Annotated in this window: 17 protein-coding genes and 1 pseudogene; 13 read left to right on the top strand and 5 right to left on the bottom strand. The window is 60.7% G+C overall.

Annotated elements, in window-relative coordinates; all coding sequences use genetic code 11:
- The first annotated feature begins 263 nt into the window (after positions 1 to 263).
- The 3 genes from mfd to NW848_RS03170 are packed head-to-tail and all read left to right on the top strand — an operon-like array spanning position 264 to position 5555.
- Positions 264 to 3737: a transcription-repair coupling factor gene (mfd, locus tag NW848_RS03180; protein ID WP_414508831.1), complete on the top strand. Its 3474-nt coding sequence runs from the start codon at positions 264 to 266 to the stop codon at positions 3735 to 3737.
- 46 nt (positions 3738 to 3783) lie between these two features.
- A complete protein-coding gene (locus NW848_RS03175; RefSeq protein WP_228375236.1) occupies positions 3784 to 4776 on the top strand; it encodes an ABC transporter ATP-binding protein in 993 nt (330 codons plus the stop codon).
- The gene (locus NW848_RS03170; protein WP_011430591.1) at positions 4773 to 5555 is read left to right on the top strand and encodes an ABC transporter permease; all 783 of its coding nucleotides are present in this window, start codon (positions 4773 to 4775) and stop codon (positions 5553 to 5555) included. Before NW848_RS03175 ends, NW848_RS03170 begins: the two co-directional genes overlap by 4 nt.
- A 7-nt stretch (positions 5556 to 5562) precedes the next feature.
- On the opposite strand, the gene NW848_RS03165 is transcribed toward NW848_RS03170, so the two are convergent.
- The gene (locus NW848_RS03165; protein WP_099813127.1) at positions 5563 to 6090 is read right to left on the bottom strand and encodes a TM2 domain-containing protein; all 528 of its coding nucleotides are present in this window, start codon (positions 6088 to 6090) and stop codon (positions 5563 to 5565) included.
- Between the two features lie 208 nt (positions 6091 to 6298).
- Here NW848_RS03165 and NW848_RS03160 point away from each other — a divergent pair, with 208 nt between their 5' ends.
- A complete protein-coding gene (locus tag NW848_RS03160) occupies positions 6299 to 6574 on the top strand; it encodes a hypothetical protein (protein ID WP_099813128.1) in 276 nt (91 codons plus the stop codon).
- A 9-nt stretch (positions 6575 to 6583) separates the two neighbouring features.
- Here NW848_RS03160 and NW848_RS03155 read toward each other — a convergent pair whose 3' ends face one another.
- Both NW848_RS03155 and NW848_RS03150 read right to left on the bottom strand, forming a co-directional pair.
- Positions 6584 to 7105, bottom strand: a complete 522-nt coding sequence (locus NW848_RS03155; RefSeq protein WP_228375232.1) for a MarR family winged helix-turn-helix transcriptional regulator — start codon at positions 7103 to 7105, stop codon at positions 6584 to 6586.
- A 465-nt stretch (positions 7106 to 7570) separates the two neighbouring features.
- Positions 7571 to 8510: pseudogene (locus NW848_RS03150) on the bottom strand (RNA-guided endonuclease TnpB family protein); the annotation flags it as partial.
- A gap of 169 nt (positions 8511 to 8679) precedes the next feature.
- On the opposite strand from NW848_RS03150, the gene NW848_RS03145 reads away from it, so the two are divergent.
- From NW848_RS03145 to NW848_RS03115, 7 genes are read left to right on the top strand one after another with little or no spacing between them, the layout of a single operon-like run.
- The gene (locus NW848_RS03145) at positions 8680 to 9018 is read left to right on the top strand and encodes a cation:proton antiporter subunit C (RefSeq protein ID WP_011430587.1); all 339 of its coding nucleotides are present in this window, start codon (positions 8680 to 8682) and stop codon (positions 9016 to 9018) included.
- On the top strand, positions 9011 to 10501 hold the full coding sequence (locus NW848_RS03140; protein WP_414508830.1) for a cation:proton antiporter: 1491 nt from the start codon (positions 9011 to 9013) through the stop codon (positions 10499 to 10501). Before NW848_RS03145 ends, NW848_RS03140 begins: the two co-directional genes overlap by 8 nt.
- Positions 10485 to 10889 (top strand): Na+/H+ antiporter subunit E, encoded by a 405-nt coding sequence (locus NW848_RS03135; RefSeq protein WP_041438403.1) that lies wholly within the window; start codon positions 10485 to 10487, stop codon positions 10887 to 10889. Before NW848_RS03140 ends, NW848_RS03135 begins: the two co-directional genes overlap by 17 nt.
- The gene (locus NW848_RS03130) at positions 10886 to 11137 is read left to right on the top strand and encodes a hypothetical protein (protein ID WP_011430584.1); all 252 of its coding nucleotides are present in this window, start codon (positions 10886 to 10888) and stop codon (positions 11135 to 11137) included. Before NW848_RS03135 ends, NW848_RS03130 begins: the two co-directional genes overlap by 4 nt.
- Positions 11138 to 11148: 11 nt before the next feature.
- Positions 11149 to 11430 (top strand): monovalent cation/H(+) antiporter subunit G, encoded by a 282-nt coding sequence (locus NW848_RS03125; protein WP_011430583.1) that lies wholly within the window; start codon positions 11149 to 11151, stop codon positions 11428 to 11430.
- A gap of 9 nt (positions 11431 to 11439) precedes the next feature.
- Positions 11440 to 11961: a DUF4040 domain-containing protein gene (locus NW848_RS03120; protein WP_414402983.1), complete on the top strand. Its 522-nt coding sequence runs from the start codon at positions 11440 to 11442 to the stop codon at positions 11959 to 11961.
- Complete coding sequence (locus tag NW848_RS03115; protein ID WP_011430581.1) at positions 11958 to 12617, top strand: Na(+)/H(+) antiporter subunit B; 660 nt, start codon at positions 11958 to 11960, stop codon at positions 12615 to 12617. The genes NW848_RS03120 and NW848_RS03115 overlap by 4 nt, the downstream gene beginning before the upstream one ends.
- Here NW848_RS03115 and NW848_RS03110 read toward each other — a convergent pair.
- Entirely contained in the window at positions 12612 to 13046 is a 435-nt protein-coding gene (locus tag NW848_RS03110; RefSeq protein WP_414346946.1) for a FitA-like ribbon-helix-helix domain-containing protein, read from the bottom strand. The two genes, NW848_RS03115 and NW848_RS03110, sit on opposite strands and share 6 nt — an antisense overlap.
- Here NW848_RS03110 and carB point away from each other — a divergent pair.
- On the top strand, positions 13027 to 16251 hold the full coding sequence (carB, locus tag NW848_RS03105) for a carbamoyl-phosphate synthase large subunit (RefSeq protein ID WP_414508829.1): 3225 nt from the start codon (positions 13027 to 13029) through the stop codon (positions 16249 to 16251). The genes NW848_RS03110 and carB overlap by 20 nt on opposite strands.
- Positions 16252 to 16574: 323 nt before the next feature.
- A complete protein-coding gene (psbA, locus tag NW848_RS03100; RefSeq protein WP_099813131.1) occupies positions 16575 to 17633 on the top strand; it encodes a photosystem II q(b) protein in 1059 nt (352 codons plus the stop codon).
- Here the strand turns inward: psbA and NW848_RS03095 are convergent.
- On the bottom strand, positions 17630 to 19453 hold the full coding sequence (locus tag NW848_RS03095) for an aspartate kinase (protein ID WP_414402971.1): 1824 nt from the start codon (positions 19451 to 19453) through the stop codon (positions 17630 to 17632). The two genes, psbA and NW848_RS03095, sit on opposite strands and share 4 nt — an antisense overlap.
- Positions 19454 to 19477: the final 24 nt, after the last annotated feature.

Raw genomic sequence — 19477 nt, 5'->3', positions numbered from 1 at the left:
TTTGTTCCTTCTAAGATCACATCTTGACCAAGACCATCGATGGGCTGCTCGATTCTAAAGGTTAACTTTAGGATCCTGAGAGGAGGGGTTCTCTTCGTGTAAAGCAGACTACAGAATAAACAGGGTTCTAAACTCGGCAGCCTAGGGATCCGCGTCCGGGCTCCCGAAATGGCTGGTGGAGAGGCGGGAGTAACGTCATGCAAATTGGCCGCAGAGCCTGCCAGAATTGGGATCCCGGCTTGAGTTGGCAGTGTGGGAGGAAAATGTCGTTTGTCCCGCTGGTGCACTTTCTCGCCCGATCGGGCTCGATGCAAGAGTTGGCCGCCCGCTTGAGATCGCGGCGGCGGGCTGCCATTCAGGGGGCAGGTCGGATCGCGAAGGGGCTAGTTGCCTCGGCTTTGGCCCAGCAGGAGGGAAGATCCCTGCTGGTGGTGACTGCCACTTTGGAAGAGGCGGGCCGCTGGACGGCGCAACTGGAGGGCATGGGCTGGGAGAGCGTGCAGCTTTATCCCACCTCCGAGGCTTCCCCTTACGAGCCGTTTGACCTGGAGCCGGAGCTGGTGTGGGGACAATTGCAGGTGCTGGCCGATTGTCTCCAGGGCAGGAAGGGCATGGCCATTGTGGCCACGGAGCGGGCCCTGCAACCCCACCTCCCCCCCCCAAAGGTGTTTCAGTCTTTCTGCCTCCGGCTGGAAGCCGGCGCGGAGCTGTCGCCGCAGCAGTTGGGGCAGCAGTTGACCCGGCTGGGCTATCAGCGGGTCAGCCTGGTGGAAAGTGAGGGTCAGTGGAGCCAAAGGGGCGATATTCTCGACGTTTTCCCGGTGGCCTGCGAGTGGCCGGTGCGCCTGGAGTGGTTTGGCAACGAGCTGGAGCGGCTGCGGGAGTTTGACCCGGTCAGCCAGCGCTCCCAAGACGGGATCCCCTCTGTCTGGCTGACCCCCACCGGCTATGGACCCATCCTCTGGCCGGCGCTCCAGGAAAAGATGGAGCAGCTTTCCCCCGCCCTGCGGCAGCAGCTAGCGCAGGGATCCGCCCCCCCTGAAGGCCTGCGCCGTTTTCTCGGCCTGCTCTACGATCCTCCGGCCAACCTGCTGAGCTACTTGGATCCCGATACTTTGATCCTGATCGACGAGCCGGAGCAGTGCCAGGCCCACAGCCGGCAGTGGCTAGACCACGCCCAAGAGCAGTGGCAGTTGGCCCAGGCTGCCGAGCCGGCTCTGCTCCCCTTCCACCGCCCCTTCGATCTCGAGGCCCCTGAATGGGATCCCTTCCCCCGCCTGTTGGCCCGCGCCTTTGCCAGCTCCGACCCCGCCGAATCCGCCGCCATCGACCTGAAAAGCCGGCCCGTTCCTACCATCCCCCACCAGTTTGGATCCCTGGCCAAAACCCTGCGCGAGTACCGCAAGCAGCAGTTGCAGGTGTGGATCCTCTCTGCCCAGCCCTCCCGCACCGTGGCCCTGCTGCAGGAACACGACTGCCCGGCCCAGTATGTGCCCAACCCCAAAGACTTCCCCGCCATCGAGCGCCAGCTCCAGTCCTACACGCCGGTGGCCCTGAAGTACTCCGGCTTGGCAGATCTGGAGGGGTTTCTCCTGCCCACGCTGGGGTGGGTGGTGCTCACCGACCGCGAGTTTTTCGGCCAGCACAGCCTGGCCACCCCCACCTATGTGCGCAAGCGCCGCCAGGCCAGCTCCCGCCAGGTGGATCCCAACCTGCTCAAGCCGGGGGATTTTGTTGTCCACAAGGCCCATGGCATCGGCCAGTTCTTACGGCTGGAAAGCCTCACCATTGGCGGCGAAACCCGAGAATACCTGGTCATTCAATACAGCGATGGCTTGTTGCGGGTGGCTGCCGACCAGGTCAACTCCCTCTCGCGCTACCGGGCCAGTGGAGATGGGCCCCCTGCACCGCACAAAATGTCCGGCAGCACCTGGGAAAAGACCAAGCAAAAAGTCAAAAAGAGCCTGCGTAAAGTGGCCCTTGACCTGCTGCAGCTCTACGCCAAACGGGCCGAACAGGAGGGCTATGCCTTCCCGCCCGATTCTCCTTGGCAACAGGAGTTTGAGGAGTCTTTTCCCTATCCTCTAACACCGGATCAAATTCGCGCCGTCCAGGAGATCAAGCGGGATATGGAGTCTCCCCGCCCCATGGATAGACTGCTGTGTGGCGATGTGGGCTTTGGCAAAACGGAGGTGGCCATCCGCGCCATCTTTAAGGCCGTAACCGCCGGCAAGCAGGTAGCTCTTCTAGCGCCAACCACTATTCTCACCCAGCAGCACTACCACACTCTCAAAGAGCGCTTTGCCCCCTACCCCATTCAAGTGGGGTTGCTCAACCGCTTCCGCACTCCCGAAGAGAAAAAAGAGATCCTGGCCCGCCTCAAAAGTGGCGAACTCGATGTCATTGTGGGCACCCACCAACTTTTGGGCAAGGATGTGCAGTTTCGCGATTTGGGTCTTCTGGTCATTGACGAAGAACAGCGCTTTGGCGTCAACCAAAAAGAGAAAATTAAACTCCTCAAAACCCAGGTGGATGTGCTCACCCTTACGGCTACCCCCATTCCCCGCACGCTGTACATGGCTTTGTCGGGGTTGAGGGAAATGAGCCTGATCCAGACTCCCCCGCCCTCGCGGCGCCCGATTAAAACTCACCTTTCTCCCTACAATCCTGAGGTCATTCGCACGGCTATCCGCCAAGAGTTGGATCGCGGCGGGCAAGTCTTTTATGTGGTCAACCGCATTGAAGAGATCGAAGAGACCAGCGCCAAATTGCGGGAATGGGTGCCCGGTGCCCGCATTGCCATTGCCCATGGGCAGATGCCGGAAGGGGAGCTGGAAGCGACCATGCTGGCTTTTAACAACGGAGAAATCGATATCTTGGTCTGCACCACCATTATTGAATCCGGTTTAGATATTCCCCGTGTCAACACTATTTTGATCGAAAATGCCCAGGAGTTTGGTCTGGCTCAGCTTTACCAACTGCGAGGACGGGTGGGCCGGGCCGGGATCCAAGCTCATGCTTGGCTGTTCTACCGAGAAGATGGCATCCTCACCGAAGAGGCCCGCAAGCGCCTGCAGGCCATTCAGGAATTTACCCAACTGGGATCCGGCTATCAGTTGGCGCTGCGGGACATGGAAATTCGCGGCATTGGCAACCTCTTGGGAACTCAGCAATCCGGACAACTCAACGCGGTGGGCTTTGATCTCTACTTGGAGATGTTGCAAGAGGCGATTCGAGAAATTCGCGGCCAAGAGATCCCGCAGGTGGAAGACACGCAAATTGACCTCAATATAACGGCCATGATCCCGCAGAGCTATATCCCTGACGAAGATCAAAAGATGCAGGCCTATCGCCAATTGGCGGCTGCCGGCTCTCGGGTCGAACTGTTGCAAATTGCCCAGGAATGGCAGGATCGCTTTGGCCCCTTGCCCAAGCCCACCCAGGAGCTGCTGCGGGTGATGGAGCTGAAGATTTTGGCCCGCACGCTGGGCTTTTCCCGCATTAGGCCGGCCAAGGAGCATGTGCTTTTGGAAACCCCCATGGAGGAGCCGGCCTGGAACCGCCTCAAGGAAGCCCTGCCGGCCCATTTGCAGTCTCGCTTTGTCTATCAGCCGGGCAAGGTGACGGTGCGGGGCCTGGGAATGGTGCCTGCGGCCCAGCAACTGGAGAACCTTTTGCAGTGGCTGGACAAAATGAGCTTGGCCCTGATGGAAGCCCGGATCCCAACAGCCACCTAGTCCTGGCTGCGGGGGGGCTGGGCTCTGCCGTGAGAAACTGGGATGGATGGCCGGCCCTTCTCGGGTGGAACTTTTGCACTCCCTTTTGCCTCGTGTTTGCCCCATGAAGGTTCTAGAAGCCCACCACCTTCAGAAAACCTACCGGCAGGGGGGCAAGGAGGTTCGGGCAGTGGTGGATGTCTCCCTGGCGATTGCGGCAGGGGAGATCCTGGCTTTTCTGGGGCCCAACGGGGCCGGCAAGACCACCACCATCAAGATGATCGCCGGGCTGATCCAGCCCGATGCCGGCAGCGTGCGCATCCTGGGGCGGGATCCCCACGCCGATCCGGGTGCGCTGGCCCAGGTGGGAGCGGTGCTGGAAGGCAATCGCAACCTCTACTGGCGGCTTACCCCCTTGCAAAACCTGGAGTACTTTGGCGTGCTGCGGGGGTTATCCCCCAGAACGGCTCGCCAACGGGGGGCAGAGCTGCTGGAGACCTTTGGCCTGGGGGAGAAGCGGGATGTTGCCGTGCAAACCCTTTCGCGGGGTATGCAGCAGAAGGTGGCCATTGCTGTTGCCCTTCTGCACCAGCCGGCTCTGCTGTTGCTGGATGAGCCTACCTTGGGGTTGGATGTAGAAGCCGCCCAAGCGGTGAAATCCTTGATCCGCCAAATTGCCGCTTCAGGTCGGGCCATTCTCCTCACCACCCACCAACTGGATATAGCCGAGGCGCTCTCAGACCAAGTGGCTGTGATCGAGCGGGGGATAATTATTGCCCAAGCTCCCACGCAGGAGATGATCCGGCAGTTTGCCGGCGCCGCCGGCTCTTACCGGATTGAGTTGGAGCAGAAGCTGGATCCCAGCCGGGCGGAACGCCTGGCCCAGCAAGGGGTGGAGATCCTGGGATCCCATCAGCTGCGCTTCAGCGGCTCCTCGGAGACTTTGTATCAGGTGCTGGAGATCCTCAAGCCCTTGCCCTTGCTCAGGATCAAGCGCGAGGAAGCGGATCTCACCCACATTTTCCTCAAGCTGTTGAAAAGGAGAAGGGAGCAGGGATGAGGCCACTGCTGTACCTATTTTGGGCCGAGCTGAAGCGGGCCTGGATCCAGTACATCCGCTATCCGGCAGAAGCCCTGGGCGGGATCCTGATCACCACTTTTTTCTTCTATGCCCTCTTTGCCGGCGCTCAGTATGTGGCGGGGCCGGCCTCGCAGTTTGGACAACGGCTGGATGCGGTGGTGATTGGCTATGTGCTCTGGACGCTGGTCATTTTTGTGGTCAACGACATTGCCCTCAACCTGCAGGTGGAAGCCCAGACAGGCACCTTGGAGCAGGTGTTGCTCTCGCCCTTTTCGGCGGCCACCCTGTTTTTGGCGCGGGCCTGCGCCAGCTTGGTGCTGCGCTTTTCAACCGTTGTCGTTATCTTGGGGATCATCCTGTTGCTTACCGGCAGCCGGCTGCACTTTCCCCCCACCCTGTTGTTGCCGTTGGCGAGCGTGGTGCTGGGGGCCTATGGCTTCTCGTTTTTGCTGGGATCCGCCGCCTTGATTTGGAAGCGCATCCAACAACTGTTGATCCTCAGCCAATTTGGCCTGCTGTTTCTGTTGGCCACCCCCACAGAAGAGTGGTCGGGATCCCTGAAGTGGCTGGGGCAGATGCTGCCCATGACGGCGGGGGCCGGCTTGCTGCGAGATGTGATGGTGCGGGAGGCGGGTTTGGATCCCTTGCGGCTGCTCATGGCTCTGGCCAGCGGCGTGTTCTACTTCGCCTTGGGGCTGCTGGCCTTTCGCCGGGCGATGCAGCTAGCCAAACAGCGCGGCATCCTGGGATCCCAGTAGGACGTTGTCAGAGGGAGCGTCGGTCGCCAGGGGAGCGCAACAGGTGAGGGAAGTGGTACTCCACGGCGCCGGTGGTTAGGTTGTTCTCGGGGGAGGCGATGCCCCGGCGGCTCAGCTCTCGCAGCGCCTTTTCAATCTCGTCAAAATCAGCAGGCAGTTCGATGGCGATCTCCGAGAGGGTGAGGATCCCCTGCCGCTGCTGCGCCAGCCGCAGGATCTCCCGCATCAAAGCCTGACCCTTCAAAGGCTGAGGCGGCGCCGAGACCCCCTTGGCGGGAGCCGGAGAGGGGCGGATCCCCTGCAAGACGGCCAGCTTGAAGTTGTGGTCGTCCACCATGCCTGGGATCAGAAACAGGTCGATCAACTGGCCAAAGCCCAAGAGCCCAAAGGTCAAAAGCCAGAGAAGGCCCGTCACAGTCTTGCCCAAGTAGAGGCGATGGACACCGCAGATGCCGAATATGCCCAGCGCCCAGAGGAGATAGGCAATACCGACCGATTTGGGCTCGGCGGGGAGCAGCAGGTAGCGAGAGCTCATAGGGACTCGTCCAGAAGAGGTGGGGCAGGTAACCCTAGTCTGCCATCTTTTGCGTTGGACAACCCTCCTTCCCCTGTCCTAAAAAGCAGGCCTGGATGTGGCTTCAAGCAGAAAAGAGCCTGAAAATGGGATCCAACCCTTCCATCTTGCAAAACTTCGTCACACTGAGGAAGCGGGGGTCACGCCTACCGAAGGCCAAGGAAGCTCGATGCTTGAGCCCATCTTGATCGGGTTGAGTGCTGTGCTCTGGGGCCTCCTCTGGGGCTACGCCACGCTGCTGGTCCTGCTGGTGAACTTCAAAGAACAGGGATCCGTTTACGCCTACCCCATGCAGGCCGTGCTGGATCGCTTTGTGGAATCGCTGGGGCTGGGCTGGCTTAAGGATCTACATGCCATGCAACTGCAGCCGCTGCGCCGGATTAGCTACGCCCTCTTTGCCGCCGTTACCCTGGGCGTCGTCTTGATGCTCTGGGTCTTGGGGTAAGAGGCCTCCTCAACAATCCTGGGTCTGCCCCCGAGGGAGATGGAAAATAGACTGCAGCTTTTTCAGGCAAGCCTGGATCTGGGCCATCTCTTCTGGATCCAACTTCTGAAAGCGCTCCTTTAGGTAGGCCACATGGGCCGGGAAAACCTGCTCAAACAGTTTTTCCCCCTCTTCGGTAAGCACGATCTTGAAGCAGCGGCGGTTTTCTGGGGGTACCTCGCGGCGCACCAACCCCTTCTGCTCCAGGCGATCCACGATCCCGGTCAGCGTCCCCTTGGTAACCAGTGTCTTCTGGGCCAGGACATTCATCGTCAGGCCGGGGGTGTTGCCGAGGGTTACCAACACGTCAAATTGGGGGGCAGTCAGCCCCATCTGCCGAATGTGAGCGCCGGCGTAATTTTCAAAGGCTTGGTAAGCCCGTGCCAGATCCCTCAGCAGCCCCAAAAAAGGCTCCCGCGCCGCCACCACCGAGGGCTTGAGGGCCTCGCCTTGGGGAAGCGGAGAGGACAGAGACTCAGCAGAACTGGGCATCGCTGCAGATCGTCGAACGAGACTAATCCATCCGACAAGAACAGTTTTGGCTTCATGATAGCCGACTGCAATATAGTCCTAATGCAAATTGACGGCCATTACGCCAACTCCATGAAGCTATTCCATCCCAAGGCAGCGTACAAGAGCTCTCTCCATATCCAGAGGGGGCTTAGGGAAGCGGGGCGAAGACCGGAAACGGCCCAGTGTGTTTCCAGCTTATTTTCAGCGACCTCGAGCCTCAGCCCTGGGGATCCCGGCTGCGTCTGGGCGGATCCCTCGGACGAGATGTCGCCATCTGGCTGCTGCGGCTGCGGAAGTTGGATAGTAAACTACCCGACTCCGACCGCCCCCCTTCCCCCCGTATACGGGGGGATGTAGGGCGGCTGGTTTACAGCAGCCCCCAAAAGTGCAATGACATAGGCGCTACGCTTCGCTGATGCTAACGCTCCGTTGTAGTCTGCGTCCCACCACAACCTTCACCCCAGCCCGCAGCGCCTTGTAGTACACAAACTGCCTCAGTTGATAGAACGCCCAACTATTGGACCGCCGACGCTCGGTTTTGTTGCGCGGCTGTGAGTTGACACGCTCTCTGATTCCAGTGAGGTCTGCCCAGGCAATCGTGCTATCGGTCGCCTTTGCCCTGGAAACAATAGCCTTGGAGATGCAGGGATTGACCCAGGTTTGCAAGCGTCTCTCCTGACCAGACAGCCGTTGCAGCAGTTCCCGACATCTCCGCCGTGAACTGCGTCTGCCCTGACTGGCTTTTTGTTGGAGGATCGCTCTCAACCAGAAGTAGTGGTCTCTGACCTGGTTCAACGGCTGTCCATGCCAGTTATCCCCCTCTGAGGTGTGTGCAATGTCTTTTCTACCCAAGTCCACCCCCATGACCTTGGCGGTGTTTTGCGGCTCCGGCAGGTCATGCTCCACACAAATCTGGATGGAGTAAGAACCCTCTTTGCGTTTGACCACCGTGGCCGATTGGGGATTGGTGCCGGCCAGCATCCCTCGTTGATAGTTGCCGATGGACAGCTCCAACCGTTCCCGCCCCTCAACGGTGGTGAGCGATACTGTCCAGTCTTTCGCTCGGAAGGAGAAGATGCGGGCAGCGTAGGTCACGAAGCCCGCCTTGAAGGCTTTGACCGGACGGTTTTTTCTGGCTGGCAGTCTTGCGGGCAGATACCACCCATCTGCATACCTGTTGTGCCAGGTTGCTGGATAGGCCAAAGCGGGCACGGATGTCGCGGTAACCCAGAGATTGGAGCTTAAGGGCGTTGAGGATCTTCTCCGGCGTGTTTTGGTTGACCCAGTTCAAGGCCTGCACAAAGGCGTCCAGAGTCGCATCCAGCTTGGCGGCTTGGGAATTAGATACCTTGAGCTTGCAGGAGATGGTCAGGACTTGAGTCATGCTGTGATGGTACATCAACAGACCGCATTTCTCCCGTCACTGACCGGCCCGGCCCCCGGCCCCCCAGTCCCCCCGTATACGGGGGGGATATAGGGGGGTACGGAGCAGGGCTCCTGCGGCTTCTAGCTGAATGGAAAATCACCATCGAGGCTCAAACGGCAAGGTACCCATGGCACACGCTGCAATTATCCTTACGATCCTGCTGGGCTTTTGGGGAGTGGTGGTCAAGCGCAATCTGATCATGAAAATCTTGGCCATGGATGTGATGAGCACCGGGGTCATCGCCTTTTTTGTCATTTGGGCCGCCCGCACCGGCGTGTTCACTCCCATCTACAAGCCCTGGCGCCAGGTGGACTATGCCGACCCGGTTCCGCAAGGAATCATCCTCACGGCCATCGTCATCGGCCTGTCGGTACAAGCCCTGATGTTGGTGGGGGTGATGAAGCTGTCCCGCGATCATCCCACCTTGGAAGTGGAGAGTATTGAGCAGGCGGTAGCTGATGACTGAGCTGACGACCGAACTGACGTTGGTCTGGGTGGCACTGCCCTTTTGGCTGGCCTTTGCCACCTACTTGCTGCCGGCTTTGACCCGTCCCAGCCTGGTCATCATGGCTGGACTGACGATAGCCTACGCAGTGCAGCAGGGAGGCCTGCCAGGGGCAACTGCTGCGCCGTTGGAGCTCCAGTTGCTGGATCACTTCGGGGTGACGTTGCGGATCGATGGCAACGCCGCGGCCATGCTCCTGGCCCATGGCCTGGTCACCCTTGGGGTGGCCCTGTATTTGGATCGGCGCTTTGTGGGCAGCCGCTTTCTGGCCATGCAGTTGCTGATCGTCCACGGCAGCGCCAACGCCGTCGTCATCAGCGCTGACCTGATCAGCGTCTATGTGGCCCTGGAGGTGCTCAGCATCGGCGTGTTTTTGCTGCTCACCTACAGTCGCCGATCAGAGTCCCAGCCGATCCTGGGGGAAAGCGCCCCGCACCGCTCTCGCGACCGTCAGCTCTGGGTGGGGCTGCGCTACCTGTTCATGAGCAATGTGGCCATGCTCCTCTACCTGGTGGGATCCATGCTGGTCTATGTGCGCACCGGATCCCTGGCGATGAGCGGCTTGGCCCTGGCCGACCCCACGGCTCTTGCCTTGATTGCCGTTGGCCTTCTGGCCAAGGGGGCAGTCTTCGTCGCCGGCCTGTGGCTGCCCCTCACCTACGCCACTGCCGATCCTGTCATTGCGGCGGTGCTCAGCGGTTTTACTACAAAAGCAGGCGCCATGGCCCTTGTGCGCTGCAGCGAGTTCTCGCCCGTCTTGGCGCAGGGGCTGCCCTACTTCAGCGCAGGCGCGGCGGTCTTTGGGATCCTTCTGGCTTTGATGGCCAGCACGCCCCAGCGCCTTTTGGCCTGGAGCTCGGTGTCGCAGATGGGATTTGTCATCGCTGCACCCCAGTGGGCGGGTTTGTACGGCCTGGCCCATGGGCTGGCGAAGCCCTTGTTGTTTGTCGGGGCTGCGATAACCAATCGCTGGCGCTGGTCGCTGCTGATCTTGGGGACGGCCTCGCTGGCGGGGGTGCCCGGCACTTTGGGCTATGCAGCCAAGGCCCTTAGCTTGTCAGCTCTGGATCCCTGGCACGAGTGGCTGCTGGTGGGGGTTACTGTCGGCACCACCTGCATAGCCGTGCGGGTGCTGCGAGCTTTTCCTTCTCAAACAAACGGGGACACTACCCCGGCAGCCGGTTGGCCAGACAAGGTGGCCCTAGTCCTTTGGGGCGGGGGCTTGCTCTGGTTCTGGCTGCCAGCGGCCTATGACGTCGATAATCTCATCAAGGCGTTCCTTAGCTTGGGCCTCGGGATCCCGCTGGGCTGGTTTTGGGAGCGAATTCCTGTGAAGGGATGGCGTCTGGATGAAGGGCTAGAGGCAGTGGTGGGCGGCTTGAGCGTGGTGTTGGTGCTGGCCTGGATTCTGCTAAGTGGAGTGAACCATGTGGCGCTACCCTGAGTTGGGCTTGCTGGAAATTGGCCTGCGGCTTTTGATTTGGTTTTTGCTGACGGGTAATCTGAGTTGGGACAATGTGGCCATCGGGGTGGCGGCGACGCTGCTGCTGCCTCGGCAGGCCTCTGCGCCGGTGCGGTGGCGGGATTGGGGGCGGGTGCTCAGGGAGATCGTTTTCGCCGTTCCGAAAGCTTACTGGGAGGCCTTTGAGATGATCCTCAGACCCCACACCGTAGAGGAGGTTGTATACAAACAAACTCTCCCCAATCGTTCGGCGGGACTAGTGTTTCTCGACATCTTTTTGATTACTTTTACGCCCAAAACCATTGTGCTCAATTGCGATGCCCAAGGCACCTACGAGGTGCATCTGCTCAAGCCGCGGGAGGAGGCGTGAATCTACTGCTGTTTCTGCTGACTTTGACCCTATGCCTGCCGCTGTATGCCGCCTGGCTGAAGGAGGATATTTGGCAGACGATGCTGGCTTTTGCCAGCTTATCGACCAAGACGGCCATCCTGGTTTTGGTGGTATCTGTGGTGCGGGATGACTGGATGATCGGGATTGTGGGGGTCTTGATTTTGTCGGTGGGCAATGCAGCCCTAATGCTGCTGGCCCACGTGCTCAAGCGCTTGGAAATGCTTTAAGGGGAATCAACATGGAAGTTTTGGTGGAGGCTCTCAGCTATCTTCTGTTTGGGATCGGGGTGCTGTTTTGGCTGTGGGGAACAGCGCCGCTCCTTGGGGATCGCTCGATTTTGTTTAAGCTGCACGGCCTTTCGGTGTCGGACACGCTGGGATCCATGAGCATCATGCTGGGGCTGTTGCTGCGGATCCCAAGGGAGTGGCCTCTGCTGGTGTTGGCCCTGATTTCCTTGGCCATTTGGAACACCATCTTGGGCTATGTGCTGGCCTTTTGCTCGCAGCGCAAGTCCCTATAGGAGGACAGGATGGAAGAGACTTTGTTGCTGGTGATCGCCCTGCTGTTGCCCTTGACGGCTGCCTTGGTGGTGACCCAGACCAATCCCTATCATGCCTTGGTGATGCGCGGCATTCTGGGATCCATCGCTGCTCTGATCTATGCCTTGTTTGGGGCGGCGGATGTGGCGCTTACTGAGGCGCTGGTGGGCACCATGCTGTCCATTACGCTCTATGCCATCGCGGTGCGTTCCTCGTTGAGTATGCGCTTGGGCGTTCTCGAAGACAGTCCTCTGTTGGCGGCCAGGACCTCAGCAGCACAGCAGTTGTTACAGCAGATGCACCAAGGGCTACAGCAGTACCACATGCGTCTGGAGTTGGCCGTCTATGGAAGTGCAGAGGCGTTGTTGGCTGCCCTTCACAGCCGGGAGGTGCACACCATTGCCCTTGAGCCCGATGAGGAGGTGGCAGAGTATCGCTTGGTAACGCGCGTGCCCCGCCTGCAGGCCATCTTGACGCAACAAGCCCTGCTTTCTGAGGTCCTCCTGCCATGAGGTGGTTGTACGGGGTGGCGGCGCTGCTGGCAGCCTTGCAGCTCATGGTTGCCGACGCGGGAGCTGTTTCTCCTGCCTTTGAGCCTGTGGCGGTTCTGGCCGGAGAAAGCGGCGTGCCCAATACGGTGACGGGCTTGATCCTGCGCAACCGCCTTTACGACACCGTCTTTGAAGTCGTCGTGTTTTCTACGGCCATTCTGGGCGCGCAGTACCTGCTGGCGGATGAGCGACCGACGGCCAATGTAGCTCAGTTTACCGATATTCCCTCAATTGTGTTGGCGCGGGTGGGGGCCACCATCTCCGCTCTGATTGGGGTGGAGCTGGCCATTCGGGGTCACCTGACGCCGGGCGGGGGGTTTGCTGCCGGCGTGGCGGGAGGAACGGCGATTGGCTTGGTGGCGATCACCGCCTCTTCGACCTGGATGGAGGCCATCTACAAGCGGTGGCAAGCCGCGATGTGGGAGAAGCTGTCGGTGGTGACGTTTATCGGGGTGGCTGTAATCGCCCTGGCCGGTTGGGAACTACCCAAGGGCGAGCTGGGGGCACTTTTTAGCGGCGGCTGGATCCCAATCCTCAACATTTTGGTGGCCATCAAGGTGGCGCTGGGATCCTGGGCGGCGATTTTAATTTTTATTCGCTACCGCGGCTTGTTATGAAGGCTCGAACGGGTTGATAACGCTCGTGTCAAGCCAATACATCGTGGGCGGTGTTATCTTCTTGCATCCGCTCGAAGTCCGAATCTTCACCAATGTTTGGGATCGATCCGAGCACTTGGCAAAGGACTTTTTTGCAAGTTGGAGTAAGACTTGCTTGAGGATTTTGCGATGTTCGGCTTCTGCACTCCCACCGTGAGGCCTAGCCCTTTCTTTCAGAACTTTGACAATGGCCCCATCAACGTTGCGAACAATTGGAGTGGCCGTAGAGCGTCTCCTCGATCGGCAGATCCATGGATGGCTTTGCCGCAAAGATAGCGTTGACAGCAGGACGTTTCCCTGTCCGTTGAGCAACTTGACCTGCAGGCGACCTCTACAATAGAAGGCTGACCCTGCCACCCCTGGGATCCCTATGCCGCGCCGTACCGACATTCACAAGATCTTGCTCATCGGAGCGGGGCCGATCGTCATTGGCCAAGCCTGCGAGTTCGACTACTCCGGCACCCAAGCCTGCAAAGCCCTGCGAGAAGAGGGCTACGAGGTGATCTTGGTCAACTCCAACCCGGCCACCATCATGACGGATCCCAGTATGGCGGATCGCGTCTACATCGAGCCGGTGACGGCGGACTTCGTGGCCCAGATCATCGAGCGGGAGCGCCCCGATGCCCTGCTGCCCACCATGGGGGGACAGACGGCCCTCAATGTAGCGGTGGAGCTGGCCCGGCGCGGGATCTTGGACCAGTACGGGGTGGAGCTGATCGGGGCCAAGCGGGAGGCCATCGAAAAAGCCGAGGATCGGGAGCTGTTTAAGCAGGCGATGCAGCGGCTTGGCCTGGCGGTGCCGCGCTCGGGGCTGGCCCGCAGCCTGGCCGAAGCCAAGCAGATCGCTCACGAGATCGGCTATCCCCTCATCATCCGCCCCGCCTATACCCTGGGGGGCACAGGGGGAGGGGTGGCCTACAACCAAGAAGAATTTGAAGAGATCTGCGCCGCCGGCCTGGAGGCCAGCCCGGTCTCTCAGATCCTGGTGGAGGAGTCGATCATCGGCTGGAAGGAGTTTGAGTTGGAGGTGATGCGGGATCTGGCGGACAACGTGGTGATCATCTGCTCGATTGAAAACATCGACCCCATGGGGGTTCACACTGGCGACTCCATCACCGTGGCCCCGGCCCAGACCCTCACCGACAAGGAGTACCAGCGGCTGCGCGACTACGCCATCGCCATCATGCGCGAGATTGGGGTGGAAACGGGGGGATCCAACGTGCAGTTTGCCGTCAACCCCGCCAATGGCGAAGTGCGGGTGATCGAGATGAACCCGCGGGTTTCCCGCTCTTCTGCTTTGGCCAGCAAGGCCACTGGGTTTCCCATTGCCAAGATCGCCGCCAAGCTGGCCGTAGGCTACACGCTGCCGGAGCTCCCCAACGACATCACCCGCAAAACCCCGGCCAGCTTCGAGCCCACCCTTGACTATGTGGTCACCAAGATCCCCCGCTTTGCCTTTGAGAAGTTTCCCGGCTCGGAGCCGGTTTTGACCACGCAGATGAAGTCGGTGGGGGAGGCGATGGCCATTGGCCGCACCTTCCAGGAGTCCATCCAGAAGGCCTTGCGATCCCTGGAGATCGACCGCCCCGGCTTTGGCAGCGACCGGCCTGAAGTCTTCCCCACCCCAGAGGAGGTGCGGGCCAACCTGCGCACCCCCAACCCCTTGCGCCTCTTGACCATCCGCACGGCTCTGCTCATGGGCTTTTCCGTTCAGGAAATTGCTCAGCTTACCCACATCGATCCCTGGTTTATCGACAAGCTGCAGGAGCTGGTGGAGGTGGAGCAGGTCCTCAAGGGGCGGGAATTGGGATCCCTAACGGCCGAAGACCTGCGCCATCTCAAGCAGATGGGCTTTAGCGACCGACAAATTGCCCACCTGACCGGCTGCACGGAAGCCCAGGTGCGGGATCGCCGCAAGGCCCTGGGGGTGATCCCCACCTACAAAACCGTGGACACCTGCGCTGCCGAGTTCGAGGCGGCCACCCCTTACCAGTACTCCACCTACGAGAGCGAATCCGAGACCTTCCCCACCGCCAAGCCAAAGGTGATGATCCTGGGGGGCGGTCCCAACCGCATCGGCCAGGGGATTGAGTTCGACTACTGCTGCTGTCATGCCGTCTTTGCCCTCAGACGCCTTGGCTATGAGACCATCATGGTCAACTCCAACCCCGAGACCGTTTCCACCGACTACGACACCGCTGATCGCCTCTACTTTGAGCCCCTGACCTACGAAGAGGTGATGAACCTCGTCGAGGCCGAGCAGCCGCTAGGTCTAATCCTGCAGTTTGGCGGCCAGACCCCCCTGAAGCTGGCCCAGGGGCTAGCCGCAGCCCAAGCGCCTATCTGGGGTACTGCTCCTGACTCCATCGACATAGCCGAAGATCGCGGCCGGTTTGGGCGCCTGCTCGAGGAATTGGGGATCCGCCAGCCGGCCCACGGCATTGCCCGCAGCGTGGAAGAAAGCCTGGAGATTGCCCGCCGCATCGGCTACCCGGTGGTGGTGCGGCCCAGCTATGTGCTGGGGGGGCGGGCCATGGAGATTGTCTACTCGGATCAAGACCTGCGGCGCTACATGCAGCTAGCCGTGGCGGTGGATCCCGACCGTCCCGTGCTGGTGGATCAGTTCTTGGAGGATGCCGTGGAGGTAGATGTGGACGCCATCGCCGACCACACCGGGGCTGTAACCATCGGCGGCATCCTGGAGCACATTGAGCAGGCCGGGATCCACTCGGGCGACTCCGCCTGTGTCTTGCCCAGCCGCACTCTCAGCCCTGCTGTGCTGCAGGTGATCCGCGACTGGACGGTGAAGTTGGCCCAAGCTCTCAAGGTGGTGGGGCTCATTAACGTCCAATACGCCGTCCAGAAGGAGCAGGTTTACGTTCTGGAAGCCAACCCGCGCGCTTCCCGCACCGTGCCGTTTGTCAGCAAAGCCATTGGCCACCCCCTGGCCGCCTACGCTGCCCAGGTGATGAGCGGCAAAACCCTGGCAGAGCTGGGCTTTACCCAGGAGGTGATCCCGCCCTACGTGGCTGTTAAGGAAGTGGTGCTGCCGTTTCACAAGTTCCCCGGCACCGACACGCTGCTGGGGCCGGAGATGCGCTCTACTGGGGAGGTGATGGGCATTGACACCGACTTTGGCCGCGCCTTTGCCAAAGCGCAACTGGCTGCTGGCCAAAACCTGCCCCTAGGGGGCACCGTGTTCATCAGCGTCAACGACCGCGACAAGCAGGCGGTGATCCCAGTGGCCCAGGAGTTGGTCAGGCTAGGCTTTCGCCTGCTGGCCACTGCCGGAACCCAGAAAGTTTTGGCCGAGCACGGGATCCCCGTCGAGAAGGTGCTCAAGCTGCACGAGGGCCGGCCCCACGTCATCGACACCATCAAGAACGGCCAGATTCAGCTTATCGTCAACACCCCTTCTGGCGGCGAAGCCCAACAGGATGCGCAGAAGATCCGCCGCACCGCCCTGGCCTACAAGATCCCTTTGGTCACTACTCTGGCTGGAGCCAAGGCTACTGCTGCTGCCATCCGCGCTCTGCAGTCAGGATCCCTGGGGGTGAAGTCCCTGCAGGAGTTTCACGCCGAAATTGGGCGATAGGAGCCTGCCGGGGTTGCTTTTCTGAAGAAATCCTTAAGACCTCCACCTTAAGAAATCCTGAAGTTCTCGACTGCAAAAACTGGCTCTTGAGGCCTGGGAAAAGGGGTGGAATATAAACTGCAATACTAATCTGCATGTTTGTATCGATAAATCAATTTATTTCACATTTTGGCTGCAGACGTTAGGTATCCTTGGCAGTTTTCTTGAGACTGTCTAGCGTGGAAGGAGAAGAATCCTCAGGGCGAGGCTGAGTAACTTCCTGAGGTCACTTTGCTAAGAGCAAGTGGGAGAAAGCTCTCCTCAAATTTTCTAGGAGTTGGCCTATGAGTGTGGTTGTTCGGCGCTCCGCTGCCGCACGGCGGCTCTGGAGCTGGGAAAGTTTTTGCCAATGGATCACTAGCACCGAAAATCGGCTTTACATCGGCTGGTTTGGCGTATTGATGATCCCGACGTTGTTGGCGGCGGTCTTCTGTTTTGTTATCGCTTTTATTGCCGCTCCGCCGGTGGATGTGGACGGGATCCGCGAGCCGGTGATCGGCTCTTTGTTGGGGGGCAATAACCTCATTTCTGCGGCGGTGGTGCCCACCTCAGCCGCCATTGCCCTGCACTTTTACCCCATCTGGGAAGCTGCCTCTTTGGAGGAGTGGCTCTACAACGGCGGCCCCTACCAGCTCATCGTGCTCCACTTTTTAATCGGCATCTGGTGCTATTTGGGCCGGCAGTGGGAGCTGAGCTACCGGCTGGGCATGCGCCCCTGGATTGCGGTGGCTTTCTCCGCCCCAGCGGCGGCTGCGACGGCGGTGCTCTTGGTCTATCCCATCGGCCAGGGCAGCTTTTCGGAGGGGCTGCCGCTGGGCATTGCCGGCACCTTCCACTTCATGCTGGCCTTCCAGGCGGAACACAACATCCTCATGCACCCGCTGCACCAACTGGCAGTGGCGGGGGTGTTCGGCGGCGCCCTACTGGCTTCTCTCCACGGCTCCCTGGTAACCTCTAGCCTGATCCGGGAGACTTCAGAAGAGGAGTCAGTCAATGCCGGCTACCGCTTTGGCCAGCAGGAGGTCACCTACAACTTCCTGGCCGGCCACTACGCCTTCTTGGGGCGGTTGGGGATCCCCAGCCTTGGCTGGCGCAACAGCCGCTCTGTCCACTTCTGGATGGCGGCCCTGCCTACCTTAGGGATCTGGGCGGCGGCAATCGGCATCGGCCTCATGGCCTTTAACCTCAACGGCTTTAACTTTAACCAGTCCCTCCTGGACAGCCAGGGCCGGTTCATCCCCACCTACGCCGATCTCCTCAACCGCGCCAATCTGGGGATCCAGGCCATGCACGCCCCCAACGCCCACCACTTTCCTCTCTTGCTAGCGGCCAAGGTGGACTAGGGTCGATCCAGCCCGAAGGCACGGTGGGCGGCCTGGAGGGCACGCACCCCCTGCTCCCGCCGCACCACGCAGCTCACCTTAATCTCTGAGGTGCCGATCATCTCAATGTTGATCCCGGCGTCGGCCAGAGCCTTGAACAAACGGGCAGCCACGCCGGGATATGTTTCCATCCCGGCACCGACGATGCTGACTTTGGCAATGTCGTGGTCGGTCTCGACCCCCGCCGCCTGCAGCTCCTCGGCCACCTGCCGGCACACGGCCTCAGCCGCCCTGGCCTGATCCTGAGGCACCGTAAAGGCGATGTCGGTGCTGGGGATCCCGTTGTGGTAGCCCCGCTGGCTTTGGATGATGGTGTCGACGATGATACCGGCAGCGGCCAGGCGTCCAAACAGATGGGCAGCCGTCCCCGGGCGATCCGGCACCTTGCGCAGGCCCAGCCGCGACTGCTTCAAATCCAGGGCAACGCCGCGCACCGGGTGGTCGCTTGGGCGGGGATCCCCGCAAGGGGCTGCCTTGACCCGATGCAAATGGGGGATCACCTGGAACGCTTCCCCCAGCGCCAGGGCGGCCTCCCCGGCCCGCTCGTCAGCCACCACACAGCTCACCTTGATCTCCGACATGGAGATCATTTGGAGATTGATCCCAGCTTCTGCCAGCACCTGGAACATCTGGGCGGCAATGCCCGGGCGGCCCATCATCCCCACCCCGGCAATGCTGACTTTGGCCACCGCCTCATCGACGATGACTTCCCTACACCCCAGCTCCTGGCCCACCTGCCGCGCCACGGCTGCCGCCTGGGCCGCCTGCGCCCGGCTGACGGTAAAAGCAATGTCGTTGATAGGGGATCCCTCGGCTGCACTGAGGTGGAGCGACTGCAGGATTAAATCGACATTGATCCCGGCTGCCGCAATTTCCTGGAACAGTTGCGCGGCAATGCCCGGGCGATCCGGCACTCCCACCAGCACCAACTTGGCCTGATCCCGATCCAGCTCCACCGTATCCACTGCCTGGCCCAGCTCAATGCTGCTGTCGGCGGGGCGAGGACGGGGAGGGGGAGCAAGAATGAGGGTGCCCTCGGATCCCGCCTGCAACGGTTCCAGGCTGGAGCGCACCCGCAGCTTGACGCCGTAGTTGCGGGCAATCTCCACCGAGCGGGGGTGGAGCACCTGCGCCCCCAGGCTGGCCAGCTCCAGCATCTCGTCGGCGGTAATCTCCGGCAACAGCCTGGCCTCGGGTACCTTGCGCGGGTCGGTGGTAAAGATCCCCGGCACATCGGTGTAGATCTCACACAGCTCTGCCCCCAAAGCCACCGCCAAGGCCACCGCTGTGGTGTCCGATCCCCCCCGCCCCAGGGTGGTGATCTCCAGCTCCGCCGGGCTGGTGATGCCCTGAAACCCGGCCACCACCACCACCTCTCCCCGCTCTAGGTGTTGCCAGAGGCGGTCGGTGTGGATGTGCAAAATGCGGGCCCGCCCGTGATCCCGGGTGGTAACAATCCCTACCTGAGCCGCCGTCAGCGAAACGGCAGGATAGCCCAAGCGCTGCAGCGCCAAGGCCAGCAGGGCAATGCTTACCTGCTCGCCCGTGGAAAGGAGCATGTCCCACTCCCGCCACTGGGCCGGTGTGGTCGGGGATCCCTGCAAGATCTGCTCCCCCAGCTCCACGAGGCGGTCGGTTTCGTCCCCCATGGCCGAGACCACCACCACCACCCGCTGCCCCCGATCCACCGTGTGGGCCACCCGCTGGGCCACGGCTTGGATGCGCTCGATGGAGCCGACGGAGGTGCCGCCGTACTTCTGGACAATTAAACCCGCTTGCATGGCTTGGGCTGAGCTGGTTGGACG

This window comes from Synechococcus sp. RC10A2 (assembly GCF_047502605.1).
This window is presented reverse-complemented; position numbering and strand designations above follow the sequence as displayed.